This is a genomic window from Cupriavidus agavae, from assembly GCF_004217045.1.
Lineage (GTDB): Bacteria > Pseudomonadota > Gammaproteobacteria > Burkholderiales > Burkholderiaceae > Cupriavidus > Cupriavidus agavae.
Window position 1 is genome coordinate 55,918 of sequence record NZ_SGXM01000002.1, and the last position, 26,251, is coordinate 82,168.

General features: G+C 68.0%; 23 protein-coding genes. 14 read left to right on the forward strand and 9 right to left on the reverse strand.

All coding sequences use genetic code 11. From position 1 onward, the window contains the following. Positions 1-169 precede the first annotated feature (169 nt). Positions 170-625, forward strand: coding sequence for a universal stress protein (locus EV147_RS11415; protein ID WP_130391310.1), 456 nt, complete (start codon positions 170-172; stop codon positions 623-625). Positions 626-676: 51 nt separating this feature from the next. Here EV147_RS11415 and EV147_RS11420 read toward each other — a convergent pair whose 3' ends face one another. From EV147_RS11420 to EV147_RS11440, 5 genes are all read right to left on the reverse strand, one after another. Then, a complete protein-coding gene (locus EV147_RS11420) occupies positions 677-1,642 on the reverse strand; it encodes a Bug family tripartite tricarboxylate transporter substrate binding protein (protein ID WP_235844690.1) in 966 nt (321 codons plus the stop codon). Between the two features lie 142 nt (positions 1,643-1,784). After that, positions 1,785-3,275, reverse strand: a complete 1,491-nt coding sequence (locus tag EV147_RS11425) for an FAD/NAD(P)-dependent oxidoreductase (RefSeq protein WP_221344638.1) — start codon at positions 3,273-3,275, stop codon at positions 1,785-1,787. Next, a complete protein-coding gene (locus EV147_RS11430) occupies positions 3,272-3,580 on the reverse strand; it encodes a (2Fe-2S)-binding protein (RefSeq protein WP_130391311.1) in 309 nt (102 codons plus the stop codon). The genes EV147_RS11425 and EV147_RS11430 overlap by 4 nt, the downstream gene beginning before the upstream one ends. Further along, a complete protein-coding gene (locus tag EV147_RS11435; protein WP_130391312.1) occupies positions 3,564-4,709 on the reverse strand; it encodes an NAD(P)/FAD-dependent oxidoreductase in 1,146 nt (381 codons plus the stop codon). The genes EV147_RS11430 and EV147_RS11435 overlap by 17 nt, the downstream gene beginning before the upstream one ends. A gap of 195 nt (positions 4,710-4,904) precedes the next feature. Further along, positions 4,905-5,801: a LysR substrate-binding domain-containing protein gene (locus EV147_RS11440; protein WP_130391313.1), complete on the reverse strand. Its 897-nt coding sequence runs from the start codon at positions 5,799-5,801 to the stop codon at positions 4,905-4,907. 133 nt (positions 5,802-5,934) lie between these two features. On the opposite strand from EV147_RS11440, the gene argH reads away from it, so the two are divergent. Together argH and EV147_RS11450 are read left to right on the forward strand one after the other, a co-directional pair. Next, positions 5,935-7,443, forward strand: coding sequence for an argininosuccinate lyase (gene argH, locus EV147_RS11445; RefSeq protein ID WP_130391314.1), 1,509 nt, complete (start codon positions 5,935-5,937; stop codon positions 7,441-7,443). Between the two features lie 46 nt (positions 7,444-7,489). Further along, complete coding sequence (locus EV147_RS11450) at positions 7,490-8,809, forward strand: NAD(P)/FAD-dependent oxidoreductase (RefSeq protein ID WP_130391315.1); 1,320 nt, start codon at positions 7,490-7,492, stop codon at positions 8,807-8,809. A gap of 66 nt (positions 8,810-8,875) precedes the next feature. Here EV147_RS11450 and EV147_RS11455 read toward each other — a convergent pair whose 3' ends face one another. Further along, the gene (locus tag EV147_RS11455; protein ID WP_130391316.1) at positions 8,876-10,456 is read right to left on the reverse strand and encodes an isocitrate lyase; all 1,581 of its coding nucleotides are present in this window, start codon (positions 10,454-10,456) and stop codon (positions 8,876-8,878) included. A gap of 406 nt (positions 10,457-10,862) precedes the next feature. Between EV147_RS11455 and EV147_RS11460 the strand changes: the two genes are divergently transcribed. The 11 genes from EV147_RS11460 to EV147_RS11510 all read left to right on the forward strand — a co-directional run bounded on the left by EV147_RS11460 (position 10,863) and on the right by EV147_RS11510 (position 22,106). Then, on the forward strand, positions 10,863-12,536 hold the full coding sequence (locus EV147_RS11460) for a site-specific integrase (RefSeq protein ID WP_130391317.1): 1,674 nt from the start codon (positions 10,863-10,865) through the stop codon (positions 12,534-12,536). A gap of 102 nt (positions 12,537-12,638) precedes the next feature. Further along, entirely contained in the window at positions 12,639-13,517 is an 879-nt protein-coding gene (locus tag EV147_RS11465) for a flagellar brake domain-containing protein (protein ID WP_130391318.1), read from the forward strand. A gap of 353 nt (positions 13,518-13,870) precedes the next feature. After that, positions 13,871-14,803 carry a class I SAM-dependent methyltransferase gene (locus EV147_RS11470; RefSeq protein WP_130391319.1) on the forward strand — a complete coding sequence of 311 codons (933 nt, stop codon included), beginning with the start codon at positions 13,871-13,873 and terminating at the stop codon, positions 14,801-14,803. 107 nt (positions 14,804-14,910) lie between these two features. Further along, positions 14,911-16,239, forward strand: coding sequence for a TrkH family potassium uptake protein (locus EV147_RS11475; protein WP_130391320.1), 1,329 nt, complete (start codon positions 14,911-14,913; stop codon positions 16,237-16,239). Next, positions 16,232-16,930 carry a potassium channel family protein gene (locus tag EV147_RS11480; RefSeq protein WP_235844692.1) on the forward strand — a complete coding sequence of 233 codons (699 nt, stop codon included), beginning with the start codon at positions 16,232-16,234 and terminating at the stop codon, positions 16,928-16,930. The genes EV147_RS11475 and EV147_RS11480 overlap by 8 nt, the downstream gene beginning before the upstream one ends. 81 nt (positions 16,931-17,011) lie before the next feature. Further along, positions 17,012-17,782 (forward strand): SDR family NAD(P)-dependent oxidoreductase, encoded by a 771-nt coding sequence (locus EV147_RS11485; protein ID WP_130391322.1) that lies wholly within the window; start codon positions 17,012-17,014, stop codon positions 17,780-17,782. A gap of 66 nt (positions 17,783-17,848) precedes the next feature. Beyond that, complete coding sequence (locus EV147_RS11490; protein ID WP_130391323.1) at positions 17,849-18,274, forward strand: phasin family protein; 426 nt, start codon at positions 17,849-17,851, stop codon at positions 18,272-18,274. An 88-nt stretch (positions 18,275-18,362) separates the two neighbouring features. Further along, positions 18,363-18,878 carry a metal-dependent hydrolase gene (locus tag EV147_RS11495; RefSeq protein WP_130391324.1) on the forward strand — a complete coding sequence of 172 codons (516 nt, stop codon included), beginning with the start codon at positions 18,363-18,365 and terminating at the stop codon, positions 18,876-18,878. A gap of 80 nt (positions 18,879-18,958) precedes the next feature. Further along, a complete protein-coding gene (gene hisD / locus EV147_RS11500) occupies positions 18,959-20,281 on the forward strand; it encodes a histidinol dehydrogenase (RefSeq protein WP_130391325.1) in 1,323 nt (440 codons plus the stop codon). 5 nt (positions 20,282-20,286) lie between these two features. After that, positions 20,287-21,054, forward strand: a complete 768-nt coding sequence (locus tag EV147_RS11505; protein WP_130391326.1) for an SDR family NAD(P)-dependent oxidoreductase — start codon at positions 20,287-20,289, stop codon at positions 21,052-21,054. Then, the gene (locus EV147_RS11510) at positions 21,051-22,106 is read left to right on the forward strand and encodes a LacI family DNA-binding transcriptional regulator (protein ID WP_130391327.1); all 1,056 of its coding nucleotides are present in this window, start codon (positions 21,051-21,053) and stop codon (positions 22,104-22,106) included. The genes EV147_RS11505 and EV147_RS11510 overlap by 4 nt, the downstream gene beginning before the upstream one ends. A 30-nt stretch (positions 22,107-22,136) precedes the next feature. On the opposite strand, the gene EV147_RS11515 is transcribed toward EV147_RS11510, so the two are convergent. Genes EV147_RS11515 through EV147_RS11525 form a run of 3 tightly spaced genes read right to left on the reverse strand, consistent with a single transcriptional unit; the run spans position 22,137 to position 26,184 of the window. After that, positions 22,137-22,994, reverse strand: coding sequence for a patatin-like phospholipase family protein (locus tag EV147_RS11515; protein ID WP_130391328.1), 858 nt, complete (start codon positions 22,992-22,994; stop codon positions 22,137-22,139). After that, positions 22,991-24,223: a CaiB/BaiF CoA transferase family protein gene (locus tag EV147_RS11520; protein WP_235844693.1), complete on the reverse strand. Its 1,233-nt coding sequence runs from the start codon at positions 24,221-24,223 to the stop codon at positions 22,991-22,993. Before EV147_RS11520 ends, EV147_RS11515 begins: the two co-directional genes overlap by 4 nt. Further along, a complete protein-coding gene (locus tag EV147_RS11525; RefSeq protein ID WP_130391329.1) occupies positions 24,220-26,184 on the reverse strand; it encodes a flavin-containing monooxygenase in 1,965 nt (654 codons plus the stop codon). The genes EV147_RS11520 and EV147_RS11525 overlap by 4 nt, the downstream gene beginning before the upstream one ends. Between the last annotated feature and the right edge of the window lie 67 nt (positions 26,185-26,251).

A 26,251-nucleotide genomic window follows, 5' to 3' on the forward strand; every position in this document is an offset into this window, starting at 1 on the left:
TTTCTCCCTCACGTATGCTATCCGATGAAGCGACGCGTTCCTGACAAATCGGTAACTGAAAAATAAAGTTTCTGCGATTGCCAATTCGGTTGATTCATGTCAATTGGCGCTGGCTGGCCGGGCCTATGCTGTGTTCCACACGAACCACATCGAGCAGGGAGGTTGCAGCATGTACGAGCGCATTCTGGTGGCGGTAGACGGGGGTCCATCGTCCGAACTGGCGATCTCGCAGGCCGTGGGGCTGGCGCGCGAACTGGGGTCGGAGGTGAAGATCCTGTTCGTGGTGGACGACAGCGAGTTCTTCTTCGACGCCGCGTGCATCGATCCGCAGGACATCCTGCGCGGCCTGATGGAGGTGGGGCGCAAGGCGCTGGCCGGTGCCGCGCGGCGCTTCGAGAGCGCCGGGGTGCGTGTCCTGACGGAATTGGCCGAGAAGCCGGTTTCGCCCGGCAATATCTCGGGCACCATCGTGGCCCGTGCCGAGCAGTGGCCGGCCGATCTCGTGGTGATGGGCACGCACGGCCGGCGCGGCGTGCGGCGCTTGATCATGGGCAGTGTGTCCGAAGGCGTGGTGGCGCGTTCGGCCAGGCCGGTGCTGCTGATCCGCGGCGACACCGTGCACTGAGCGCCGGGGCGCCCCGGCCTGCGCGGGCGCCCCGGCGTTTCCAGCCGTCCGTCAGTCGAGCTTGATCCCGACCTTCCTGACCACCTTCTCCCACTTCTGCGAATCGTTGTTGACCAGTTGCGCGAACTCGTTCGGCCCCAGCGCGCTGGGCTCCATGCCCTGTTTGCTGATGGTCTCGCGGATGGCGGGCTGGGCCAGCACCGCGGCAATTTCCTGCGCCAGGCGGTTGACCGTCGGCATCGGCGTGCCGCCCGTGGTGAACACCCCGTACCACGACACCACCTCGTAGCCCGGCACGCCCGATTCGGCAATGGTCGGGACGTTCGGCATGGTGGCCACGCGCTTGCTGCTGGTCACGGCCAGGATGCGCACCTTGCCGCTGTCCACGCCGGCCTTGGCCGAGGGCAGGCTGGCGAAGGTCAGCTGCGCCTGGCCGGCCATGACGTCCTGCATGGCGGGAGCGTCGCCGCGATACGGGATATGGGTGATGAAGACCCCGGCCATGCTCTTGAACAGTTCGGCGGACAGGTGCGAGATCGTGCCGTTGCCGGGCGAGGCCACGTTCAGCTCGCCGGGGTGCGCCTTGGCGTAGGCCAGCAGTTCCTGCACGTTCTTGACCGGCAGCGCGGCGTTCACCACCAGCGCGTTGGCGGATTTCGCCACCAGCGACACCGGCTGCACGCCCTTGACGGGATCGTAGGGCAGCTTGCTGTAGATCGAGGGTGCGATGGCCTGGCCGCCGACCGAGCCCAGCAGCAGGACCGAGCCGTCGGGCTTGGCACGCGCCATTTCGCCGGTGGCGATGGTGCTGCCGCCGCCGGGCTTGTTCTCGACCACCATCGTCGTCTTGGTGTTGATCTGGAACTGCGTGGCGACGGTGCGCGCAATGACGTCATTACCGCCGCCCGGGGCGAACCCGACGAGCATGCGGAGGGGGGCAGGGGGCAGCTCCTGCGACAAACCCTGCGTGGCGAACAGCGCCAGGGCAACAGCGGGAACGATCTTGAAAAACGCCATGGTAGATCCTTGCATCGAGATAGGTTGGGGGAGTCCTCTCAGGGTGTCGCTGTGCTGGGTGGTCATTGAGAAGGCCGGCGCGTTGCCGCTGGTCTGGATGCCGCGGTGCGGCGCGCCGGTTCTCGCTTCAGTCTCCAGTGTTTTACTTCTTGAAACGTACGACGGCCTCGCGCGAAGCCTGGGTCTGCGGCAACGTGGCAATTTCGCCAAGCGTGACCGGCTTGGTCGGGAAGCGCAGCCGGTAGTAGCCAACCTCGCGCGGGTGCCGCTGCTGCTCGTCGGCGATCAGTTCGGTCACGGTCAGGCCGCAGAACCGGCCCTGGCAGGGGCCCATGCCGCAGCGCAGGAACGCCTTGAGCTGGTTCGGACCCTGGCAGCCCAGCCGCGCGGCCTCGCGCACCTGTTCGGCCGTGGCTTCCTCGCAGCGGCAGACGATGGTGTTGCCCACCGGCCGCCGGAACTGCGGCTGCGGGCGGTACAGCACCTCGAAGAACTCGCGGCCGCGCGTGGCGCGGGTCAGGGCGGCCAGATGGGGCGCGGCCTCGCGGTCGCGGCCGGCGGCATCGAGGCGGCCCAGCGCCGTGGCGGCCTGGATCGCGGCCACCCGGCCCCGGTGTTCGGCGGCGATGGCGCCCGCAATGCCCGCGCCGTCACCGGCGATGGTCAGGTGCGGCACCGAAGTGGCGCCCCAGGCGTCCACGGCGGGCTCCCAGCAATCCTGACGCTCGTTCCACGCGTGTTCCGCGCCGAGGGCGCGCGACAGGTTCGTGTTCGGCACCACGCCCTGGTGCAGCAGCAGTTGATCCACGGGCATCGCCCGGCTCTGGCCATCGGCGGTGTAGCGCACCTCGGCCACCTGCCCGTTGGCGCCGGCCACCGCTTCGAGCGCGCTGACGCCGCTGATGATCGGCACCGCCTTGCGCACCGCGCGCAGCAGCTTCAGACCCTTGCCGAGATAGGCCGAGCGCAGGAAGCCCCACGCGTGCGGCAGCGCCTGCAGCCACTGGCCGGACGGCGTGGTTTCGAGAATGGCCTCGATCTTCACGCCGGCATTGAGGTACTGGTAGGCCAGCAGGTAGAGCAGCGGCCCGCCGCCAGCCAGCACGGTACGGCCCTCGGGCACCACGCCCGAGGTCTTCAGCAGGATCTGTGCCGCGCCGGCGGTGATCACGCCGGGCAGGGTCCAGCCCGGCACCGGGAACGGCCGTTCCTGTGCGCCCGTGGCCAGGATGATGTGGCGGCAATGCAGCAGGCCCGCCTGCGGATCGGGGCCGTTTCCGGTCACGGAATAGGCCACTTCGAATCCGCCCGGGGTGCCATCGGCCAGCGGCTCCCGAGGGTTGACCGACCAGACCGTGGCAGAGGCCAGGTAGTCGGCGCCGCTGCGCCGGAACGGTTCGAGCAGGTCCAGGCCGTGCCAGTAGTCGGCGCCCAGGATGCCGCGGTCCTGCACCGGCGTGGTGCTGATCGCGCGGTAGATCTGGCCGCCCGGGGCTGGCTGTTCGTCGAGCAGCAGGGTGCGCAGGCCCAGTCCGGCGGCGCGCGTGGCGGCGGCCAGCCCGGCGGGGCCGGCGCCGACCACCAGCAGGTCGCATTGCGCAATGTCAGGGATCGGGAGGCTGGTCATGGTCATGCGGCCACCTCGCGTGCGCCGGGCTGGCGTTCGATGCGCATGCCGTCGCGCACGCGCGTCATGCAGGCTTGCTGGTTGGGGCGGCCGTCGATGCTGACGAGGCAGTCATAGCAGACGCCCATCATGCAGAACGGCCCGCGCGCCGCGCCCGACACGGCGGTGTCGCGGCAGGCCGCCATGCCGGCGGCGAACAGGATGGCGGCGACGGTATCGGTCTCGCGGCATTCCAGTGCAGTGCCGTCCACGGTCACGCGTACCGTGGCGCCGGCGGCCGGCACCGCGGCGGCGTCAAGTCTTCTGAACATGGAATCTCCGGGTCGAAAAAATATCCAGCTCCGACGGCAGCGCGCCTGCGGCAATCATCGGGGCCAGCGTGTCGGCATGCGCGGCGGCCAGCGTCACGCCGCTGTGGCAGGTGACGATGAACGCGCCGGGATGGCTGGCGGACTGCTCGTAGACCGGGAAACCGTCCTGGGCGCGTACCCGCAGTGCCGACCACGCGCGCACCGCCCGCACATCGCGCAACGCGGGCAGCGTGCGCACGGCGCGGTCGGCCAGCGTGGCCAGCACGGGCAGCGTGGTCACCTGGTCGTTGTAGCCGGCGTCCTCCTGCGAATCGCCCACCAGCCAGCTACCCTCGTCGTTCTGGCGCAGCGTGACCAGCGGGGTATCGAGCAGCCGGCGCGTGCGTTCCAGCACGAGGATCTGGCCGCGCTGCGGGGCCATCGGCAGGTCGATGCCGACCATGGCGCCCAGTTCGCCATTGCGCAGGCCCGAGGCCAGCACGATCTTCTTCGCACGGACCGTGCCGTTGGGCGTGGCCAGCGAGAACTCGCCCGACGACGATTGCGCGATGGCCGTGACGCCGTGGTGGGGCAGATAGCGGACATCGCCCCGGCCAAAAGCCGTGTGGAAGGCGCGCAGCAGCTTGAGCGGGTTGACGATGCCGTCGTGGGGGGTCCAGATGGCGCCGGTCACGTCCGGGCCGAGTCCCGGTACGAGCGAGGCGGCCTGGTGGTGGTCGAGCAGCTTCCACTCGTAGGGTTCCACGCCGGGCTGGGCCATCAGCTTCTGCACCCAGGCCAGGCGGGCCTCCACCTCGTAGTCGCCCATCAGCGGCGTCAGGCCGCCTTTCTGTTCGAGCGCCACGTCGATGCCGGTTTCCGCCTGCAGCCGCGCGGCCAGCCCCGGCCAGAGGCGCGTGGAACCGAGCGTCCAGCGGCTGTAGGCACCCATGCCGAAGCCCTTGCTCTGCAGCCAGACCAGGCCGAAGTTGCCGCGCGAGGCACGCAGGGCCACGTCGCCCTCGTCCAGCACGGCAATCGAGGCAACCTTGTCGCGCAGCCCGTAGGCGATGGCCGAGCCGACCAGGCCGCCGCCGACCACGGCGACGTCGAAGACCGGCAGTGCGGTGTGGGCGGGGGCGCCAGCCATCAGCCGGGCCTCCGGGAACAGTCTTGTGGGGTGTGCGGGCCTTGGGCCCTGTTCTGCGTCATGTCGCTTGCTCGCTGGAATGCCTTGCGGTCCGAACGAGTATGCGGAAGACGCCCCTGCCAGCGCAAATACGAGTCTGTCAGGCGCCCATACGAAAACCGTATGGCCCCGGCGCCCGGGGAAGCGGGTGCCCGGTCAGGCCGGCAGGGCGCCGGTTTCGGCGGCGAGCACTTCCACCATCCGCCCGGTGAAGCGCTCCACCAGCAGGTTGGCGGGCCGGTTGCGGGCCAGCAACAGGTAGCTGACGAACGGAATGCGGGGCGCGAAGGGGCGGATCACCACGTCGCTGGCATGCATGCGCGCCACCAGCGGGTTGACGATGCCCACACCGAGCCCGAGCCCGACCATGCGGCAGATGGTGGCGCCATAGGGGGTCTCGAAGTGCATGATGCGCCGGTCATCGTCGGCGAACGCGGCGTCGATGGTCGAGCGCAGGCCGTCGCCGTGGGACATCGAAATAAAGGACTCGCCGGCCAGGTCGGCCGGGGTCAGCACGTCCAGCGCGGCCAGCCGGTGGCCGGGCGGCAGCACGCAGCAGCCGGCCAGATCGGCAATCGGCTCGGCCTCGGTCACGGCCGCCGGCGGCAGGTACGACACCAGCCCAAGGTCGCAATAGCGGCTGCCGACCCAGTCGGCCACCAGCTGGGTGCTGCCGGTTTCCATTGCCACGTAGACATCGGGGTGGTCGGCGTGGAAGCGCTGCAGCACCAGCGGCAGCACGGTCATCGCCAGCGACGGCACCGTGGCGATGCGCAGCCGCCCCTTGCCGAACTGGCGGATATTGCGCGCGGCGTCCTTGAGCGCATCGAGCCCGACGAACGCGCGGTCCACCTCGCGCAGGAAGGCCAGCCCTTCCTCGGTGGGCGTCAGACGGCCGGCGCTGCGCGTGAACAGCGTCAGGCCCGTGGCGTATTCGAGCTGGGCGATCAGGCGGCTGACGTTGGGCTGCGAGGTGTAAAGCTCGGTGGCGGCGGCCGTCATGGAGCCGGAGCGCATGACCGCGCGGAACGCGTCGATTTCCTTGAACTTCATGGTCGGTGGATGAGACGGGGGGCCAGGGTTGCGTCGATGGTATATCAAAACCGTATGGGCGACCCCGATTTTCTGATTTGACGGTATGGGCTGGCGGTTCCGATACTGGCTCCATCAAGAGGAGAACGCCCCCATGGAATCGAAAGTCAGCCGCCGCCTGACGCAGGCCACCGCCCCCGAGGTCTGCCAGTTCATCTACCAGCCCCGCCTGGACCGCGACTTCGCGCCGGGCTTCCGCTACCTGACCGATATCAACGCGGCGCACCTGCTGATGCTGCACGGCACGGGGCTGGTGCCGTCCGATGTAGCCGCCACGCTGGCCCGCGCGCTGCTGCGGGTGGACGAGGAAGGGCCCGGGGCGGTGCGGCTCGATCCCCAGCGCGAGGACGCCTATTTCAACTACGAAGCCCGGCTGATGGAGGTGGCGGGCGCCGACGCCGGGGGCCGGCTCCATGTGGCGCGCAGCCGGAACGACATCCTGGCCACGCTCGACCGCCTGCGCGCCCGCGACGCCGTGCTGGCGCTGCTGGCCGTGCTGGCCGAGACCCGGGAGGCCGTGCTGCACAAGGCGGACACCCATGCCGATGCCGTGATGCCCGGCTACACGCACCTGCAGGCCGCGCAGCCGATTACCTACGGCTACTACCTGGCCGGCGTGGCCCAGGCGCTCGGGCGCGACATGGGCCGGCTGCTGCGCGCGCTGGATACACTCGATGCCTGCCCGCTCGGCGCCGGGGCGCTGGCCGGTACCGCGTTTCCGATCGACCGCTCGGCCACGGCCCGCTGGCTCGGCTTTTCCGGCTTCGCCCCGAATGCGCTCGACGCGGTGGCCTCGCGAGACTTCGCCTGGGAAATCCAGTCGGCCATCACGATGGCCACGGTGACCTGGGGCCGGGTGGCGCAGGATCTGTATGTGTGGGCCACGCCCGAGTTCGGCCTGATCGATTTTCCGGACAGCGTGGCCGGCACGTCGAGCATCATGCCGCAGAAGAAGAACCCGGTCGTGCTCGAATATCTGAAAGGCAAGGGCGGGACGATGATCGGCCTGCTTACCGCCACGCTGGGGGCACTCAAGGGCTCGCATTTCACCCATTCGGGGGATGGCAACCGCGAGACCATGCGCGGCTTCTGGGAGGCCATCGAGGAAAGCCAGCGCTGCGCCAGCCTGCTGCGGCTGGTGCTGGACAATGCCGAGCCGCAGCGCGCGGCCATGCTGGCACGGGCGCGGCGCGATTTCTCGTCGGCCACCGACCTCGCCGACATGCTGGTGCGCGATGCCGCGATGTCGTTCCGCGAGGCGCACCACGTGGTGGGCGCCGTGGTGCGCGAGGCGCTGGACCGCCACCTGCCGGCCTGCGAGATCGACAGCGCCATGGTGAACCGCGCTGCGCTGCAGGTGACTGGCCGGGCGCTTCAGGTGGAGGCCGAAACCGTGGCGCGCTGCCTTGACCCGGTACAGGGCGTTGCCGCCCGCCTGGCCGCCGGCGGACCGGCGCCGGTGCTGGTGCGGGAGCAGGTGGCGGCTCAGCTGGGCGAAGTGGCGCGCGACCGGGAAGCGATGGCGACAGTGGGTGGCCGGGTGGCGGCAGCGCGGGCGGGGTTGCAACAGGCGCTGGAAGCGTTGGCGGCAGCCCCGGCCTGACCGTCAGGCGGGGGCGGGCGCGACCGGCCACGCTAGAATCGCGCCCATGCAACCGATTCGCAAACGCCCCGCCATCGACGGCCAGCTTGGCTGGTTCGACACCTCCCCCTCGCGCCACACGGCCATTGGCCAGCCCCTGCAGGGCCGGCATCAGTTCGATTTTGCGGTGATCGGCGCCGGGTTTACGGGCGTGGCGCTGGCGCGGCGGCTGGCCGAACTGCATCCGGGCGCGCGGATCGCGCTGGTCGAGGCGCTGGAGGTCGGGCAGGGCGCTTCCGGGCGCAATGCCGGCTTCATCATCGACATTCCCCACAACGTGGATGGCGGCGAGGCCGATGCGGAGGCCAACCGGCAACTGCACGCGCTGAACCTGTCGGCGATCGAGCGGCTGCGGGGGCTCAGGGACGCCCACGGCATCGACTGCGACTGGCAGGACGCCGGCAAGTACATGTCGGCGCACGAGACCGCCCATATCGGTGCGCTGGAGCAGTTCGCCGCCGGATTGCAGGCCGCCGGGTTTGCCCACGAGTTCGTGTCGGGCAATGCACTCGCGGAGCGGCTGGGCACCGATTATTACCAGGCGGCGATCTACACGCCGGGCAACGTACTGGTCAACCCGGCATCGCTGGTGCGCGGACTGGCGGCGGCGCTGCCGGCATCGGTGACGGTCTTCCGCAACAGCGCGGTGACGGCGATCCGCTACGGCAAGCCGCACGCGCTGACATTCGCGCCGGGCACGCTGGTCGCTGATACGCTCGTGCTGACGGCCGGCAGCTTCAGCGAGGCGTTCGGCCAGGTGCGCAACCGGCTGGCCACGCTGTTTACCTATGCGTCGCTGACCGAGCCGCTGGACGATGCCGAGCGGGCGCACTTCGCCAACGTCCGGCCATGGGGCAGTACCTCGGCCCATCCGGCCGGCACGACGGTGCGCTACACGCCCGACGGGCGGATTTTTGTCCGGAACACGTTCCACTACCGGCCGGCGATGCACGCCAGCCCGGCGGACCTGCGCGCGGCGGCCGCCAGCCACCGGCAATCGTTCGAAGCACGCTTCCCGCGGCTGGCCCGCAAGCCGTTTGCCTATACGTGGGGCGGGCTGATCAGCATGACGCTGAACCATCATTCCGTGTTTCGCCGCGAGGACGAGAACCTGTTCAGCGTGGTGGGCTGCAACGGAGTGGGCGTGGCCAAGGGGACCTACCTGGGGCACTACATGGCTGAGTACATGGCCGGGCAGGGTGGTGCGGAGGTCGACTATATCCTCGCCAACAGCCGGCCCAGCTGGATTCCGCCGGAGCCGGTCCGGGGGCTTGGTGCGGCGTTGCGCCTGCGGCGCGAGCTGGCCGGGGCGGGCGGCGAGATCTGAGCGGCGCTACATCGTAAAAACGCCAACCCGCGATGGGTTGGCGTTTTCGTTACGGCAGGTTCCGGATCAGAACTGGTTCATCGTGTTGTCCTTGCCGGCCGCCTTCAGGGCAGCTTCGCCGCTGAAGTATTCCTTGTGGTCGTCGCCGATGTCCGAGCCCGACATGTTCTGGTGCTTGACGCAGGCGATGCCCTGGCGGATTTCCTTGCGCTGCACGCCAGCCACGTAGCCGAGCATGCCCTGTTCGCCGAAGTATTCCTTGGCCAGGTTGTCGGTCGACAGTGCGGCCGTGTGGTACGTCGGCAGCGTGATCAGGTGGTGGAAGATGCCGGCTTCGCGGGCCGCGTCGGCCTGGAAGGTGCGGATCTTCTCGTCGGCCAGCTTTGCCAGCTCGGTCTCGTCGTACTCCACGCTCATCAGCTGGCCGCGCTCGTAGGCCGAGACGTCCTTGCCTGCTTCCTTCATCGCGTCATAGGCCTGCTGGCGGAAGTTCAGCGTCCAGTTGAACGACGGGCTGTTGTTGTACACCAGCTTGGCGTTCGGGATGACCTTGCGGATTTCGCGGACCATGCCGGCGATCTGCTCGATATGCGGCTTTTCGGTTTCGATCCAGAGCAGGTCGGCGCCGTTCTGCAGCGACGTGATGCTGTCCAGCACGCAGCGGGCCTCGCCCGTGCCGGCGCGGAACTGGAACAGGTTGCTCGGCAGGCGCTTCGGACGCAGCAGCTTGCCTTCGCGCTTGATCACCACGTCGCCGTTGCCCAGCTCGGCCGACGAGATTTCCTCGCAGTCGAGGAACGAGTTGTACTGGTCGCCCAGGTCGCCCGGGGTGTGGGTCACGGCGATCTGCTTGGTCAGGCCGGCGCCCAGCGAGTCAGTGCGGGTCACGATGATGCCGTCGTCCACGCCCAGTTCGAGGAACGCGTAGCGGATGGCGCGCACCTTGGCCAGGAAGTCCTCGTGCGGCACGGTGACCTTGCCGTCCTGGTGGCCGCATTGCTTCTCGTCGGACACCTGGTTCTCGATCTGGATGCAGCAGGCACCGGCTTCGATGAACTGCTTGGCCAGCAGGTAGGTGGCCTCGGCGTTGCCGAAACCGGCGTCGATATCGGCGATGATGGGCACCACGTGGGTCACGTGGTTGTCGATCTTCTCCTGGATCGCGGCCTTGGCCGGGCCTTCGGCGGCGTCCAGCTCGCGGAACAGGCCGCCCAGCTCACGGGCGTCGGCCTGGCGCAGGAACGTGTACAGCTCGCGGATCAGTGCGCTGACCGAGGTCTTCTCGTGCATCGACTGGTCCGGCAGTGGGCCGAACTCCGAGCGCAGCGCGGCAACCATCCAGCCCGACAGGTAGAGATAGCGGCGCTCGGTGCTCTTGAAGTGCTTCTTGATCGAGATCATCTTCTGCTGGCCGATGAAACCGTGCCAGCAACCGAGCGACTGGGTGTACTTCGACGGGTCGGCGTCATAGGCGGCCATGTCGGCACGCATGATCTTTGCCGTGTAGCGGGCGATGTCCAGGCCGGTCTTGAAGCGGTTCTGGGCGCGCATGCGGGCGGCGTATTCGGGATTGATCGCGTCCCACGCGCTGCCGTGTTCTGCCTTCAAACCAGCAATTGCCTTGATGTCGTCTTGATATTGGGCCATTTGTCTCTCCTAGGGGCCAAGCGCGTTTGAATAAACCGTTGAGCTTGTCGCTGTCGTTTCTGGAAGCGACTGCATGGAGAAAATTGTAGCTGCGGACTGGTGCGTCGCAACAAGGTCTTATATAAGACATAAGACTTAATTTTTCCTTATCTTTCATATAGTTAGTTGTTGCGTTTTGCGATGTGGAATGATTTTTCAGGCAACGGGAAGGGTGGTGCCGCCCGAACCCTCCCCATTTTTCGTATCGTGAAACGGCCTTTCGGGTCTTGAACCGACGCGCTCCCCGGCGCATCGGTTGGTCTTCGCCATGACGCCCGATGAGCCGCCCAGGATGCGTGCATCTTCGAACGCATTGCGATAACTTTTCTTATCGCAAGCGTAAGAGCCCGATGCTAAACTCCGCGCCATGGAAAATCGCCCGCACCCTCTCGACTTCCCCGACGCCGACGAACTGGCCGCGCTGCGGGCCTGGCACGCCGGCCTGTCCACCCGGGCGGCCGTGGCGCAGTACCTGGACGCGGTGCGGTCGCACGGCCAGTCATCGCGCGGCATCCTGGGCGGCATCCGCCGCCGGCTGGCAGCCTACGCGCGGTACCGCCTGCGCGAGGATCTGGCGGTGTTGTTCGAGATTGGCGCCGCCGGGCGGGAGAAGCAGGGCAGGGCTGCCGACCAGGCCATCGAGACGCTGCGCAAGCTGCCGCCGCCGGTGCCCGCCATTTCCGACGATATCGCGCTGTGGATTGCCCCTGCGGCGGTCGAAGCCCTGCGGGCCGAGGACATCCACACGCTGGCCGACCTGACCGTACGGATTCCGCGCCGCAAGCAATGGTGGGCCGCCATTCCGGGGCTGGGGCGCCATGGCGCCCGGCGCATCGAGGCATTCTTCGCGGCGCACCCCGCACTGACGGACCGTGCCCGGGCGCTGATCGCCGCCGAGCCACGTGGCATGATCGTGCCGTGGGAGCAGATGGGGCGGCTGCCGCATCAGGTGGACGGGTCGCTGGGGCAGTTCCGGGCGCCGCGCGAGACCTGCGCGCTGGCCGCCGACAACGACTACGCCGCCGTGCAGGCCTGGCTGGCGCTGCACGAATCGCCGGCCACGCAGCGCGCCTACCGCAAGGAAGCCGAGCGGCTGATCCTGTGGGCCATCATCGAGACTGGCCGTCCGCTCTCGTCGCTGACCACCGAGGACGCCACGGCCTATCGCAATTTCCTGCGCCAGCCGGCGCCGCGCGAGCGTTGGGTTGGCCCCGCGCGCCCGCGCAGCGCCCCGGACTGGAAACCGTTTACCGATGGCTTGTCGCCGCGATCGGCCGCCTATGCGTTACAGGTGATCGGGGCGCTGTTCCGCTGGCTGGTGCAGCAACGCTATGTGCTGGCCAACCCGTTCGCCGGCCTCAAGGTGCGCGGGGGAAGCCGCACGGCGGCGCTCGATGTCTCGCATGCGTTCTCGGAAGGCGAGTGGATGTTGACGCGCAGCATCGCCGACGGGCTGGAATGGTCCTACGGCTGGGAGGCGCCGGCCGCCCAGCGGCTGCGCTTCATCCTGGACTTCACGTACGCCACGGGGCTGCGGGCCAGCGAACTGGTGGGCGCCACGCTGCGCAACATCGAAACCGATATCCACGGCGACCACTGGCTGCAACTGGTGGGCAAGGGCGCCAGGGCCGGCCGGGTGGCGCTGCCGCCGATGGCGCGCAACGCGCTGGACCGCTATCTGGTCGAGCGTCAGTTACCGGTAACGCGTGCACTCTGGGAGCCGGGCACGCCGCTGGTGGGCAACCTGGCGGCCGATGACAGCGGCGGCATCACGGGCGCGCGGCTCTGGATGGTGATGAAGCGATTTTTCGCCACGGCGGCCGCTCAGCTGGAGGCGGAGCGCCCGGCCACGGCCGGGAAGCTGCGCAAGGCCAGCCCGCACTGGCTGCGCCATACCCATGCCACCCATGCGCTGGCGCGGGGCGCGGAACTGACGACGGTGCGCGACAACCTGCGCCACGCGTCGGTCTCGACCACATCGCTCTATCTGCACGGCGACAGCGTCAAGCGGGCACGCCAGATGGAGTCTGCGTTCGGCTGATTGAAACGCGCGGCAGGGCAGCGTTCAAAATGCCGCACCTGACAAAGACACAAAGAGTATTTAGAGTAACTGATTGACCGAAAGGAAGACATGGTGCAGCCAATGCGCAGGGAAGTACATGCAGACGATATCGAACTGGGCCGTCCGCTGAAGTCGGCGCTGGTCGACGCGCTGGGCTTTCCGGTGGCGGACGAAGGGACCGTGTTCCGCACCGACCAGGAGCGCGCGCTGGTGCTGCAGGCTGGCCGTTGCTTCTGGGAGGGCGACATGGCGCCGCTGCGCGCCGATGCGCCGGGCAGCCAGTGGCACGACCGCTACGGGCTGCTGATCGGCACCTTGCTGCACGTCAAGCGCCCGGCCGATCCGAACCGGGCGGCAGTCAGCCGGCTGATCGGGTACAGCGACGGCGCGGTCTTCGTGGCCTGGCCGGGCCTGGCCGGCGCTCCGGTCGACGGCATTGCCGATGGCGAGACGGTGCTGTTCCGCGGGTTCTCCGGGACCAGCATCCATAGCTTCTCGGCGCGGGTCCAGGCCACCTCGCCGACACCGTTCCCCTACTGGATGCTGAGCGAGATCCAGCATCTGGACGCACGCGAAATGCGTGGCAGCATCCGCGTACCGGTGCGGCTGGTGGGTGCGCTCGCGCCGGCCGAGGGTGGCGGCATGTCCCAGACCGTACTGATTACCGACCTGAGCCTTGGCGGCGCCTCGGTGTCGACGGCATCGAGCGAGCTGGGCCAGCCGGGCGTCCACGTGAAACTCGATTTCACGTTGCGGGCGGCCGGGCTGAAGACGAAGTTCTCGGTCGAGGGCTATACCCGCGAGGACCCGGACGCCGATCCCGCCGAGCCCTATCATCATGTCGGCGTGGCGTTCGACGCCTACGGCGAGCGCGAGGCGCTGCTGCTCCATTCCTATATCCACGAGCAGTTGCTCGAAAACGCGACGATGCGTCCCGGCACCAGGGCCGAGCCGCTCTAAGCCCCGCGGGCGCCGCTTGCGGGGTCGGGACCGGGGTCCCCCGGCCATGACTGTGTGGTCCAACGCACCAAAACTCACAAATCGAAACGAACTAACGATTTGCTGCGTTGCAGGAGTCTGCTTAACTCCCTAGACGATCGCCGTCCGGCCGCCAGACCTTGCGTCTTCTGGCCGCCATCCATCTTTCAACGCCAACGAAGGCGGGCGCCTGCCCGTCGATGGCGATCGGGCAAATTTGCCTTAGGAAGGGGGGGAAGTACATGGATCAGCCGCACACGTCCGCCTGTCAATGTCTGCCTGTCATGACAACCGGGGGGCTGCTGGACGTAGCCGAACCGGAAGCCGGGCAGCCCATGGCAGCCCGGCATGACCCGTCAACACACACCGCGCGGACCTATCTGGACCGCCTGCAGCCCTACCTGAAGCCCGATGCCCGCGTCGGCGCCGGCAAGTTTCCCGAAGCGACCATCCAGTTCACGCGCGGCATGCTCGCCAACGCGCATTACTTCAGCCATCCCAAGTGGATGGACAACTGGCTGGCTGAAGTGCACCGTTACCCGGAGCTGCGCGAGCGCTGGCTGTCCGTGACCGGGCCGCTCGACGGCAAGGTGCTGGTGGACGTGGGCTGCGGCCCCGGCAATGTACTGGCCACGCTGGGCGGCAAGCCGCGGATCGCCATTGGCGTGGATATTGCGGAGGGCAGCCTGGTGCGGGCGGCGTCGGTGGGCTACGTGCCGTTGCTGGCCGATGCGCACGACATGCCGCTGGCGTCCGGCATTGCCGACGTGGTGGCGATCAACGGCTCGCTGCATCACTGCGACGACATGGCGGCGGTGCTGCGCGAGGCGGCGCGGCTGGTCAAGCCGGGCGGCGTGCTGGTGACGGACCACGACCCCCAGCGCAGCGCCTGGCATTTCCGCGGCATCGCCATGGCGCTGTGGCGGCTGCGCGTGCCGGTCTACCGCTGGCTGAACCGGGGTGGACATGCCGCCGCCGACAACGAGCAGCAATGGGCGCTGGCCACGGAACTGCACCATCGTCCCGGCGATGGCATGACCGAGGCGCTGGCGCATAGCGTGTTCGACGCGATGGGCTGGAACGTGGGGGTGTTTCCGCACAACCACTATGTCGGCTCGCAGGCACTTAGCGGAGATATTGGCGACGCGCCGCTCAAGATCCGGGTGGCCCAGCGGCTCTCCGGCATCGCGCCGGGCACGCCGCAGGCCGCCATGAGCCTGTTCTGCGTGGCGCGTCCGCCGGCAATCATGGCGGCGGGCCGGGCCTGAGCCACTGGTAGATCGATCCTGACAGGGAGGGGGCGCGGCACGCCCGCCCCCGGGCTCCCCATGCGGCAACCCTGGATTTGTGGCGCACTTCGCCACACAATCCTTGCATGAGAGCAACCATGCATCCTGCTCGCGCCGTCGCCATGGGGTTCCTGCTGGCCATCGTGGTGGGCAGCGCGTTGCTGATGCTGCCCTGGTCGCGAGCCGACGGTGCCGGCGTGCCGTGGCTGACGGCATTCTTCACGGCAGTCTCGGCCGTCTGCGTGGCGGGGCTGGTGGTGGTGGATACGGGCACGTACTGGTCGGCCTTCGGCCAGTCGGTCATCATGGTGCTGTTCCAGTTGGGCGGCTTCGGCATGATGACCGCGTCCACGCTGCTCGGGCTGATGGTCAACCGTTCGCTGCGGCTGCGCACCCGGCTGATGACGCAGGCCGAGACGCATGCCATCGGACTGGGCGATGTGGTGGGCGTGGCCAAGCTCGTGCTGGTGGTCACCGTGGCGGTGGAGGTGGGCCTGGCGGTGTGGCTGGCCGGGCGGTTCCACCTTGACTACGGTGCGAACTGGGGCAACGCCGCCTGGAATGGCCTCTTTCACGCAGTTTCCGCCTACAACAACGCCGGTTTCTCCACCCACGCCGACAGCCTGATGCGCTACGCCGCCGACCGGTGGGTGCTGGCGCCGGTGATGCTGGCGGCCGTGATCGGCGGGATCGGTTTTCCGGTGCTGCACGACCTGCGCAACAAGCCGCTCCAGCCCCGCCGCTGGTCCCTGCACAGCAAGCTGACGCTGGCCGCCACGGGCGTGCTGTTCGTGGTGGGCCTGATCGGGCTGGCCATGTTCGAGTGGAGCAATCCGCGTACGTTCGGGCCGATGCCGGCCGCCGAGAAGCTGTGGTCGGCCGCGTTCGCCTCGGTTTCGGCCCGCACGGTGGGCTTCAACACGGTCGATATCGGCGGGCTCTCGCACGAAAGCATGGCGCTGCACTACTTCCTGATGTTCGTGGGCGGCGGCAGCGCCAGCACGGCCGGCGGGGTAAAGGTGGGCACCATTGCCATCCTGGCGCTGCTGGTCATCGCCGAGATCCGGGGGCGGGGCGACAGCGAAGCCTTCAGCCGCCGCGTCAGCAGTTCGGCGCAGCGGCAGGCCATCACGGTGCTGGTGCTTGGCAGCGCGCTGACCACCGTGGGCACGCTCGCCATCCTCTACCTGACCGAATTTCCGACCGACCAGGTCATTTTCGAGGTCATCGCGGCCTTCGGCTCGGCCGGGCTCTCCACCGGCATCACGGCCGACCTGCCGGCCTCCGCCCAGTTGATCCTGGCGCTGCTGATGTATACGGGGCGGGTCGGCACCATCACGCTGGCGGTGTCGCTGGCCATGAGCGAGCGGCGCACGGCCTACCGCTATCCCGAGGAGCATCCAATTGTTGGCTAGACTCTTTTCCGAGCAGTTCGCGTTCTCGGCCGGCGACAGCATCGTCGTGATCGGGCTGGGACGCTTCGGGGGCTCCGTGGCGCAATCGCTGATGCGGCTGGGGCACGACGTCATGGGTATCGATCGCGATTCCGACCTGGTCCAGAAATGGTCCAACGTGCTGACCTGCGCGGTGCAGGCCGATTCGACCGACGTCAACGTGATGCGGCAACTCGGCGTGGCGGACTTTTCGCACGCCATCGTGGGCATCGGCACCGACATGTCGTCGAGCCTGATGACGCTGATGGCGCTGACCGAACTCCAGATCCGCGATATCTGGGTCAAGGCGTTCACCGCCGAGCACGGCCAGATCGCCCAACGCATCGGCGCGCACCACGTGGTCTACCCGGAAGCCGACATGGGCGCCCGCGTGGCCCACCTGATCACGGGCCGGATGATCGATTTCATCGAGTTCGACGATGGCTTTGCCATCGCCCGCATCCATGCGCCCGCCTGCACCCATAACAAGACGCTGCTGACGTCGCGCGTGCGGGAGCACTTCGGGGTGACCGTGGTGGGCCTCAAGCGAGGCAACACCGAGTTCGAGCATGCCACGGCCGACACCATGATCCTGCCGGGCGACCTGCTCGTGGTGTCCGGCCTCACGAGCAAGATCGAGCGGCTGGCGGGCAGCACCGCGAAGGACGCCTGACGGTGGCTGTCCTACAGCACTGAACTTTCCGGCGCTGGCGCGGCTCTGACCGGTTCAGGGCCAAACTCGTGGAGGTCTCACATGCGGCTGCAAGGCAAGACAGCACTGGTCACGGGCAGTTCGGGCGGCATCGGACGCGGCATCGCGCTGCGGCTGGCCCAGGAGGGCGCCGACATCGTGGTTGCGGTTCACCGCCACGATGACCGGGCCGATGAAACCGCGGCGGCCGTCCAGGCGGCCGGACGTCGCGCGGCGGTCGTGGCCGGCGATATCGGCAACGTCGCACAGGCGTTCGCCGTCATGGACGCGGCGGTCCGGGCGATGCCAGGCGGCATCGACATCCTCGTCAACAACGCCGGGGTCGAGGTCAACGCACCGTTCGTGGCGGTCACCGAGGCCGACTACGACCGGGTGCTCGACACCAACCTCAAAGGCCCGTTCTTCCTGACCCAGCGGTTCGTGCGCCAGCGGCTCGAACTGGGGCGCGGCGGCAAGATCATCAATATCAGCTCCGTGCACGAGGAGCTGCCATTTCCGCATTTCACGAGCTACTGCGCCAGCAAGGGCGGCCTGCGGATGATGATGCGCAACCTGGCCATCGAGCTGGCCGCGTCCGGCATCACCGTCAACAACATCGCGCCCGGGGCCATCGAGACACCGATCAACCGGCGCCTGATGGCCGATGCGGCGAAACAGCAGGCGCTGCTGGCCAACATCCCGCTCGGACGGATGGGTCTGCCGGACGATGTGGCGGGCGTGGCGGCCTTCCTGGCCAGCGCCGACGCCGACTACATGACCGGCGCCACGCTGTTCATCGACGGCGGGCTGCTCTGGAACTATGCGGAGCAGTGAGAATCAGCGACTACATTTGACCAGGCGATACGGATTCGCCGCATCGCGCAGCCGAGGAGACCCCACATGGCCAACCCGTCCAACCCCTTCACCGATTTCACCAAGCTGCTGGAGCAGTACAAGGTTCCCGGCGTCGACATGTCTTCGGTGATCGAAGCTCGCCGGAAAGACATCGAGGCGATCACCGAGGCGAACCGCATTGCCTACGAGGGCATGCAGGCGCTGGTCCAGAAGCAGACCGAGATCCTGAGCCGCAGCATGCAGGAGATCCAGGCCACCGTGCAGAAGATGAGCGCCGGCGGCAACCCGGCCGACGCAATGGCACAGCAGGGACAGTTCGTGCAGCAAGGCATTCAGGCCGCGTTGAACAACATGCGTGAACTGGCGGAAATGGCGCAGAAATCGCAGGCCGAGGCGCTGGCCGTAATCTCGAAACGGGCCGAACAGAACATCGAAGACGCCAGGAACGTGCTGAAGCGTCCCGGCGAATAAGTTTCCGCTCGCAACGGCGCTGGCGTTCCCGCTGCGACTCTGCCAAGATTGCGCCCCCTTCAACACCTTGGCAGGATCGCGGTTCATCATGGCATCACGAAAAGCACACCATGCGACGGGCTGGGCCGCCGCGTGCATCGCCGTGGTGGTGACCGTCCGGCATGGCGGCGACCCGTTGCACTGGCGCAGTGCGGTGGTGTTCCTGGCGGCATGGCTGGGCAGCACGGCGCCTGACTGGCTGGAGGTGGCGTGGTGGACAAAGTCGCGCCGGCTCTGGATCACGCATCGCACATGGACGCACTGGGGCGTGGCGTGGGTCGGCCTGCTGGTCTGGTCCTACAGCGCACTCGGTACGCATGCCATCGCGGGGCCGGCCTTCGGCTTCGCCTGCGGCGGCATCATGCACCTGCTGGCCGACTGGCCCAATCCGCGCGGCGTGCCGTGGATCTTCGGCCGGCACTCCCTGAACCTGTGGAACAGCGGGCGCTGCGACCTGATCGTGGTGGCGGCCTCGTGGCTGATCGCGGCCATCGTCTGGGACGACCTCTGGTTTGACGGCCGGCACCGTCTGGCGCTGCTGCACCATCTGCTCTCGCGCGGGTAAGGGAAAACGCTGAGTTTGCATACGAATGCAAGAAAGTTAGCCTGCATACGTATGCAACAACCCCTCAACGGAAAACCCAGATGATTCGATACCTCAAGCGTGGCCGCGACGTGCAAGCGCGTGCCGAAGACGATACTGCCGTCCGGAAGACCGTGGAAGGCATCATCCGCGATATCGAGTCGCGCGGCGACGCGGCCGTGCGCGAGTACAGCCGGAAGTTCGATAACTGGGACCCCCAGGACTTCCGCCTGTCGCAGGCGGCGATCGAAAAGGCCATGAAGAGCCTTTCGGCGCGCGAACTGGAAGATATCCGCTTCGCACAGGCCCAGGTACGCAACTTCGCCCAGATCCAGCGCGATTCGATGCTCGACGTGGAGGTGGAGACGCGTCCGGGCGTGTTCCTCGGGCATCGCCATGTGCCGATCAATGCCGTGGGCTGCTACATTCCCGGCGGCAAGTACCCGCTGCTGGCGTCGGCGCACATGAGCGTGCTGACGGCCAAGGTGGCCGGCGTCAAGCGCGTGGTGGCCACGGCGCCGCCGTTCCATGGCGAGCCGCACCCGGCCATCGTCGCGGCCATGCACATGGCCGGCGCCGACGAGATCCTGGTACTCGGCGGGGTGCAGGCGGTGGTCGCCATGGCCGTGGGTACGCCGTCGATCGCCCCGGTGGACATGCTGGTGGGCCCGGGCAACATGTTCGTGGCGGAAGCCAAGCGCCAGTTGTTCGGCCGCGTCGGCATCGACCTGTTCGCCGGGCCCACCGAAACGCTGGTGATTGCCGACGATTCGGTTGACGGCGAGCTTTGCGCCGTGGATCTGCTGGGGCAGGCCGAGCATGGCCTGACCTCGCCGGCGGTGCTGCTGACCGACAGCGAGGCACTGGCGCACGCCACCATGGCCGAGGTGGAGCGGCAGCTCGGTATCCTGCCGACCGCCCAGATCGCCGCCAAGGCATGGGAGGATTTTGGCGAGGTCATCGTGTGCGACACCCGCGAGGAAATGCTGCAGAAGGCCGACGAGATTGCTTCGGAGCACGTGCAGGTCATGACGCGCGATCCGGACTGGTTCCTGGACAACATGAGCAACTACGGCGCACTGTTCCTGGGCCCGCGTACCAACGTGGCCTTTGGCGACAAGGTCATCGGCACCAACCACACGCTGCCGACCAACAAGGCGGCGCGCTATACGGGCGGGCTCTGGGTGGGCAAGTTCCTGAAGACCTGCACGTTCCAGCGCGTGACCACCGATGCGGCCAGCGCGGAGATCGGCGAATACTGCTCGCGGCTGTGCCATATGGAGAACTTCGCCGGGCATGGCGAGCAGGCCAATATCCGCGTGCGCCGCTACGGCACCCGGCCCGACGTGCCTTGGTACGAGCCGGTGCCGGCGCTGGAGGCGTGACGGCAATGATCGCACTGCCAACGTTTGGCGGCTTCCGCCTCGACGGCAAGCGGGCGCTCGTCACCGGCGGGGGCCGCGGCCTCGGGCTCGCCGCCGGGGTGGCGCTGGCCCAGGCGGGCGCGGCGGTGACGCTGGCCGCCCGCTCGGGCGCGGAGCTGGAAGCGGCCTGCGCCGCAATCCGCGCCCAGGACGGCAAGGCTGATGTCATGGTGCTCGATGTGACCGACGCGCGCAACGTGGCGCGCGAGATCGCCAGCCGCGCGCCGTACCAGATCCTTGTCAACAACGCCGGCATGAACCGTCCGCGCCTGCTGACGGAGACGCCGGACGACGATATCGATGCCGTCTTCACGCTCAACGTCAAGGCCACGTTCTATCTCTGCCGGGAAGTGGCGCGCAGCCTGCAGGCGGCGGGCCTGCCCGGTTCCATCATCAATGTCTCGTCGCAGATGGGGCATGTTGGCAGCCCGCGCCGCACGCTGTACTGCGCGAGCAAGCACGCGGTGGAGGGCATGACCAAGGCGCTGGCGTGGGAGCTGGGCCCGGCAGGCATTCGCGTCAACACGCTGTGCCCGACCTTCATCGAGACCGCGCTGACTGCGCCGATGTTCGAGGACCGCTCGTTCCGCAGCTTCGTGCTCGACAGGATCGCGCTCGGGCGGCTTGGCCGCATCGACGAGGTGATGGGGCCGATGGTGTTTCTTGCCAGCGATGCGTCGAGCCTGATGACGGGCAGTGCGCTGATGCTCGACGGCGGGTGGACGGCGGCATGAAGAAGGTCACCGCGCATGACGTGGCCCGGCTTGCGGAGGTGTCGCAGTCCGCCGTCAGCCGGGCGTTCACGCCCGGTGCCAGCGTGGCGCCGGACACGCGCGAGCGTATCGAGAAGGCCGCGCGCAAGCTCGGGTATCGCCCCAATGCCATTGCGCGGAGCCTGATCACCCGACGCAGCCGCATCATCGGGCTGGTGATGAGCTACCTTGAAAACCAGTTCTACCCGGTGGTGATCGAGCGGCTTTGCCAGGCGTTGCAGCGTGACGGCTACCATGTGCTGCTGTTCATCAGTCAGACCGAGGACGCCGACGAGGTGCTGACGGACATCCTGCAGTACCAGGTTGATGGCATTGTCATGGCATCGACCACGCTGTCATCGGCGCTTGCCAGCGACTGCCAGAACGCTGGCATTCCCGTGGTGCTGTTCAACCGCGTGGCGCAACTGGGGGCGATGGGCGCGTACTCGACCAGTTCGGTGACGTCGCAGAACCGGGAGGGCGGCCGCATGGTGGGCGAACTGCTGCTGCGCACCGGCCACCGCCGCATTGCCTGGCTCGCTGGCGCGGAGAAGACCTCGACCAGCCGCGACCGGGAGGCAGGGTTGTGCGACGCCCTGGCGGCGGCGGGGCTGGCCCTCCACGCACGCGGCGTCGGCAACTACGACTTCGCCGAGGCACGGCGGGCCGTGCACCTGCTGTTCCGGGACCCGGCCAGCCGCCCCGACGCGCTGTTCGCCGCCAACGACCATATGGCCATCGCGGCGCTGGAAACGCTGCGCACCGAACTCGGCCTGCGGGTGCCGCACGATGTGTCGGTGGTGGGCTTCGACAATGTCCCGCAGGCCGCCTGGCCCTCATTCGATCTGACGACCGTGCAGCAGAACATCGACGAGATGGTCGATGCCACGCGCAACCTGCTGTTCGACCAACTCGGCGGCCAGGTCATGGCCCGCAGCATCGACGTGCCCTGTGTGCTGATGGAGCGGGGCACAGTGGCGAGGCGCGACGACGAGCCCGGGCGGAAGCCGGGCAGGGCGCGCCAGCCGGCGTGATGGCCGGCGTGATGGCCGGATAATCCGGCGCTATGGGTCCAGCCACGTCAGGGCGACGTGTTCCGCGATGCGCTCGCCCTGCGCCACGCCGGCATGGGCACTCGGCACGCAGCGGGAAGGGTCGAGCACATTGTCGGTCATCGCTTCGCGCGAATGATCGTCGGGCACGATGACCTCCACCCGCACGCCCCGGCTCTGGAGGCTGGCCACTTCGGCGCGCAGGTGGCCGCTGACCGGATTGCCATCACCATAGCCGAGCGGCGCGATCACCAGTACCGTATTGGCCGGCCACGCCAGGTCGGCGTTGGTCAGCGAGCGGATGCCGCCGTCCATGTAGGTGCGGCCGTTCAGCGGCACCGCGGGCCAACTGCCCGGCACGGCGCAACTGGCGGCCACCGCGTCGACCAGTTCCACGCCGCTGTGGCGGTGGAAGACCACATGCTCGCCCGTTGCGGTATCCACGGCAACCACGCGCAGGTCGCGCTGCGGCCAGTGGGTGGCGGGCAGGCGCGCGGCAATGATGTCGCGCCGCTGCCTGAGCGAGACGGTTTCGCTGCGCAGCGCGTACGCGCCGATCCGCCGGCGCGCGGCGCCGATATCTCCGAACACCTTCTGCATCAGTTCGCGGTTGCGTGCATCCGCTTCGGCCTGCGAGTAGCGGCGGTTCAGCTCGCGCGTCTGCGTGGCCGGCACGAGCTGACCCGCCAGCAGGATTTCCAGCCCGATACCGGCGGCCATCTGCGCCCCGACCACCGAACCGGCCGAGGTGCCGACGATGGCCTCGGCATGCGTGATATCCACGCCGCGCCGCGCCATGCCCGCCGCCACGCCGGTGGCCCAGGCGATGCCCGCCACACCGCCACCCCCCAATACGACGGCGCGTCTCATATCACGCCCGCCTCGGTCAACGCATCGAGATCGCTGGCCGACATGCCCAGCATCTCCCCGTAGATCTCGGCGTTGTGCTGGCCCAGGTCGGGCGCGGGCTCGATCGGCTTCTCCTCGCTGTCCGGGAATTTCGGGATGACGCCCGCCATCCTGACCGGCCCGATCTGGGGGTCCGGCACCGACGCAATGGTCCCGCGCTCGCGGTAGTGCGCGTCGTTCATGATGTCCTCGATGCTGAAGATGAACGAGTAGGCCAGCTTGGCCGCATCAAGCTTGGCGCAGAGCTCGTCGACCGGCTGGGATTCGATCCACTCGGCCAGCACGGCGTTGAGCTCGGCCACATGCTGCCAGCGCAGTTCGTGGGTGGCGAAGCGCGGCTCGGTCAGCCAGTCCGCGCGCCCCATGGCCTGCGCCAGGCGCTGGAATCCGGCATCGGCCGAGACCGTCAGGATCATGTAGCGGCCGTCCGAGGTGCGGAAATGCTCGCCGGGCGCCGCCGCGAAATGGGTGTTGCCGCGCCGCTCGCGGATGGTGCCGAGCCGGTCGTAGGCGGGCACCAGTACCTCGGTAAAGCGGATGATCGATTCGTACATGGCGAGGTCGATCTGCTGGCCTTCGCCACCGTGCATGTCGCGGTGGTAGATCGCCATCATCAGCGAGAACGCGCCAAGGATGGCCGACTGGTAGTCGGCAATCGACGTGCCGATGCGCACCGGCGGACGATCGGGAAAGCCGGTAATGCCCATCAGCCCGCCGAAGGCCAGCGCGATCCGGTCGTAGCCGGCCCGCTCCCGATAGGGGCCGGTCTGGCCGAAGCCCGAGATCCGCAGCATGATCAGCCGCGGATTGCGCGCCTTGAGCGCCTCCCAGCCCACCCCCCATTTTTCGAGCGTGCCGGGGCGGAAGTTCTCCACCACGGCATCGGCTTGTTCCACCAGTTGCAGCAGCAGGTCGCGCCCCTCGGGCTTGCGCAGGTCAAGCGTGATCGACTTCTTGTTCCGGTTTTCCACGCTCCAGTACAGGCACTTGCCGTCGACGAAGGGGCCGAGGTCGCGCACGGTGTCGCCCCGGCGGGGCACCTCCACCTTGATCACCTCGGCGCCGAAATCGCCGAACAACGTGGCGGCCACCGGCCCGGCGACCATCGTGCCAAGGTCGAGGATGCGCAGGCCGCTCAGCATGTGCGGGCCCGGTGCGCGGCCCGTTGGGGTGTCTCGTGGTGTCATCATGCAGCCCTCTCGACGGCCTGGGGTTCGGTGTCTTCATCGCGGCCCAGGCGCACCATGAAGTCTTTCAGCCCGGAGTTGCGGGTCATGTGCCAGTAGTCGTCGTTGCGGAACGGCGTCGGCGCCACCACGCGGCCCTGGGCGTTGCGGTACCAGTTCGACATGCCTTTGTGGGTCCAGATCATGCGGCCATGCGCCTCCTGCACCCGCGCGTTGTAGCGGTCGTGCACATCCTGCCGGACCTCCACCTCGAAGCCGTCGCCCGCCTCGTCCAGTGCCGCCTTGAGCAGCGACATCACATACTGCACCTGCGTTTCGAGCAGCGCCACGACGCTGCCGCCATGGCCGAGCGCGGTGTTGGGGCCGGCCAGCATGAAGAAGTTCGGGAATCCCGGTGTTGCCACGCCAAGGTACGCCTGCGCGCCGTGTGCGTCCCAGTGGTCGCGTACATTGCGGCCGCCCCGGCCGACCAGGCGGAACGACGACAGCAGGTTCACCGCGTCGAAGCCGGTGCAGACCACGAGGATGTCCACCTCGTGGCGCGTCCCGTCGGCGGTCACCACGGCGTTGCCGTCGACCTTCCCGATGCCGGTGTTCACGATGCGCACGTTGTCGCGCGTCGCCGTGCGGAACCATCCGTTGTCCATCAGCATCCGCTTGCCGAACGGCGGGTAGTCGGGCAGCACGTCCTGCAGCAGGTCCTGGCGCTCGCCCAGTTCCTTCCTGACGTAGTCGACGAAGAACTCGCGGTGCTTGTCGTTGCGATGGTTGATCGAGCGCTGCGGATGCGCCCATTGCGGATCCACCTGGAGCGACGCGTGGATACGGTCGTTGAAGATCCATGCCAGGCGCTGCCGGTACCACGGCTGGTAGTAGGGCACCTCCCGGAGCAGGAAGCGCGCCGCTTCCGGCACGGGCTTCTGGAAGCGCTCGAACGGGGCGGCCCACTGCCGGGAGCGCTGGAACACGGTGATGCTGGCAACGAGCGGCGCAATGGCCGGCACGATCTGCATCGCGCTCGCGCCGTTGCCGATCACCGCCACCCGCTTGCCGCGCACATCCAGCCCCTCGGGCCAGCGCGCGCTGTGGAAGCACGGGCCGTCAAACGTGTCGAGCCCCGGAATCGCCGGCATCTTCGGCACGTTGAGCAGCCCGACGGCGCTGATCACGACATTGGCGGCGATCACCTCGCTCTTGCCGCCGGCCTCCGTGACGCGGACGGCCCAGCGCATCGCGCGCTCGTCGTACACGGCCGACTCCACGCTGGTATGGAAGCGGATATGGCGGCGCACGTTGAAGCGGTGCGAGACCTCGACAAAGTAGGCCTGGATCTCCTCGCGCAGCGCGAAGTATCGGCTCCAGTCGGCCCGGGCGAACGAGTACGAGTAGATATGGTTGGGCGTGTCGACGCCGGCACCGGGGTAGCGGTTTTCATACCAGGTGCCGCCCACTTCGCCATTCTTCTCGATCACGGTATGCGGAATGCCGGCGCCCTGCAGCCGGATCGACGCGCACAGGCCCGCCACGCCGGCCCCGATCACCACGACGTGGAAGCCCGCCGGTACGCGATACGCGTCTGCCTGGTCGATGCGGAAGGCCGGATCGAGTCCGAGCCAGGCGCCAACCATCGGCCCATAAGAGGCTGGCACCTCCTCGCCCACGCTGCGCCGCATCATCTCCACCAGTTCGTCGATGCCGGGGTCCGGCAGCGCGGCGGGCTGGCCGGCCTTCCAGGCATGGAGCGCCTCGCGCGCGGCGGTGCGCACTTCCTGCTGGACCTCGGGGGGGAGTCCGCCAGAGTCGTGATCGTCAATGCCACGGATATGGGTGCACTGATAGCGTTCGGAGAGCCATTTTCGGTCTCCCGTCAGATGGAGCAGCACCATCAGCAGCGTGGGCACATTGGCGGCAGGCAGCGCGGCGTCGAGTTGGGCCAACCATTGGGTATCGGGCTTCGAGGTCATTGTTTTCTTCGGGATTTCGGGCAACAGGGGGCCAGGCCGCCGTCGCGCGGACGGCGGGCGGGGATGG

Excerpts from the sequence above, each read along its gene's own strand:
- EV147_RS11450 (WP_130391315.1), top strand. The coding sequence starts at position 7,490 with ATGCAACCGATTCGCAAACGCCCCGCCATCGACGGCCAGCTTGGCTGG.
- EV147_RS11440 (WP_130391313.1), bottom strand. The coding sequence starts at position 5,801 with ATGAAGTTCAAGGAAATCGACGCGTTCCGCGCGGTCATGCGCTCCGGC.
- EV147_RS11490 (WP_130391323.1), top strand. The coding sequence starts at position 17,849 with ATGGCCAACCCGTCCAACCCCTTCACCGATTTCACCAAGCTGCTGGAG.
- EV147_RS11515 (WP_130391328.1), bottom strand. The coding sequence starts at position 22,994 with ATGAGACGCGCCGTCGTATTGGGGGGTGGCGGTGTGGCGGGCATCGCC.
- hisD (WP_130391325.1), top strand. The coding sequence starts at position 18,959 with ATGATTCGATACCTCAAGCGTGGCCGCGACGTGCAAGCGCGTGCCGAA.
- argH (WP_130391314.1), top strand. The coding sequence starts at position 5,935 with ATGGAATCGAAAGTCAGCCGCCGCCTGACGCAGGCCACCGCCCCCGAG.
- EV147_RS11430 (WP_130391311.1), bottom strand. The coding sequence starts at position 3,580 with ATGTTCAGAAGACTTGACGCCGCCGCGGTGCCGGCCGCCGGCGCCACG.
- EV147_RS11415 (WP_130391310.1), top strand. The coding sequence starts at position 170 with ATGTACGAGCGCATTCTGGTGGCGGTAGACGGGGGTCCATCGTCCGAA.
- EV147_RS11425 (WP_221344638.1), bottom strand. The coding sequence starts at position 3,275 with ATGACCATGACCAGCCTCCCGATCCCTGACATTGCGCAATGCGACCTG.
- EV147_RS11505 (WP_130391326.1), top strand. The coding sequence starts at position 20,287 with ATGATCGCACTGCCAACGTTTGGCGGCTTCCGCCTCGACGGCAAGCGG.
- EV147_RS11520 (WP_235844693.1), bottom strand. The coding sequence starts at position 24,223 with ATGATGACACCACGAGACACCCCAACGGGCCGCGCACCGGGCCCGCAC.
- EV147_RS11495 (WP_130391324.1), top strand. The coding sequence starts at position 18,363 with ATGGCATCACGAAAAGCACACCATGCGACGGGCTGGGCCGCCGCGTGC.
- EV147_RS11420 (WP_235844690.1), bottom strand. The coding sequence starts at position 1,642 with ATGGCGTTTTTCAAGATCGTTCCCGCTGTTGCCCTGGCGCTGTTCGCC.
- EV147_RS11435 (WP_130391312.1), bottom strand. The coding sequence starts at position 4,709 with ATGGCTGGCGCCCCCGCCCACACCGCACTGCCGGTCTTCGACGTCGCC.
- EV147_RS11465 (WP_130391318.1), top strand. The coding sequence starts at position 12,639 with ATGCGCAGGGAAGTACATGCAGACGATATCGAACTGGGCCGTCCGCTG.
- EV147_RS11455 (WP_130391316.1), bottom strand. The coding sequence starts at position 10,456 with ATGGCCCAATATCAAGACGACATCAAGGCAATTGCTGGTTTGAAGGCA.
- EV147_RS11510 (WP_130391327.1), top strand. The coding sequence starts at position 21,051 with ATGAAGAAGGTCACCGCGCATGACGTGGCCCGGCTTGCGGAGGTGTCG.
- EV147_RS11470 (WP_130391319.1), top strand. The coding sequence starts at position 13,871 with ATGGCAGCCCGGCATGACCCGTCAACACACACCGCGCGGACCTATCTG.
- EV147_RS11460 (WP_130391317.1), top strand. The coding sequence starts at position 10,863 with ATGGAAAATCGCCCGCACCCTCTCGACTTCCCCGACGCCGACGAACTG.
- EV147_RS11475 (WP_130391320.1), top strand. The coding sequence starts at position 14,911 with ATGAGAGCAACCATGCATCCTGCTCGCGCCGTCGCCATGGGGTTCCTG.
- EV147_RS11485 (WP_130391322.1), top strand. The coding sequence starts at position 17,012 with ATGCGGCTGCAAGGCAAGACAGCACTGGTCACGGGCAGTTCGGGCGGC.
- EV147_RS11525 (WP_130391329.1), bottom strand. The coding sequence starts at position 26,184 with ATGACCTCGAAGCCCGATACCCAATGGTTGGCCCAACTCGACGCCGCG.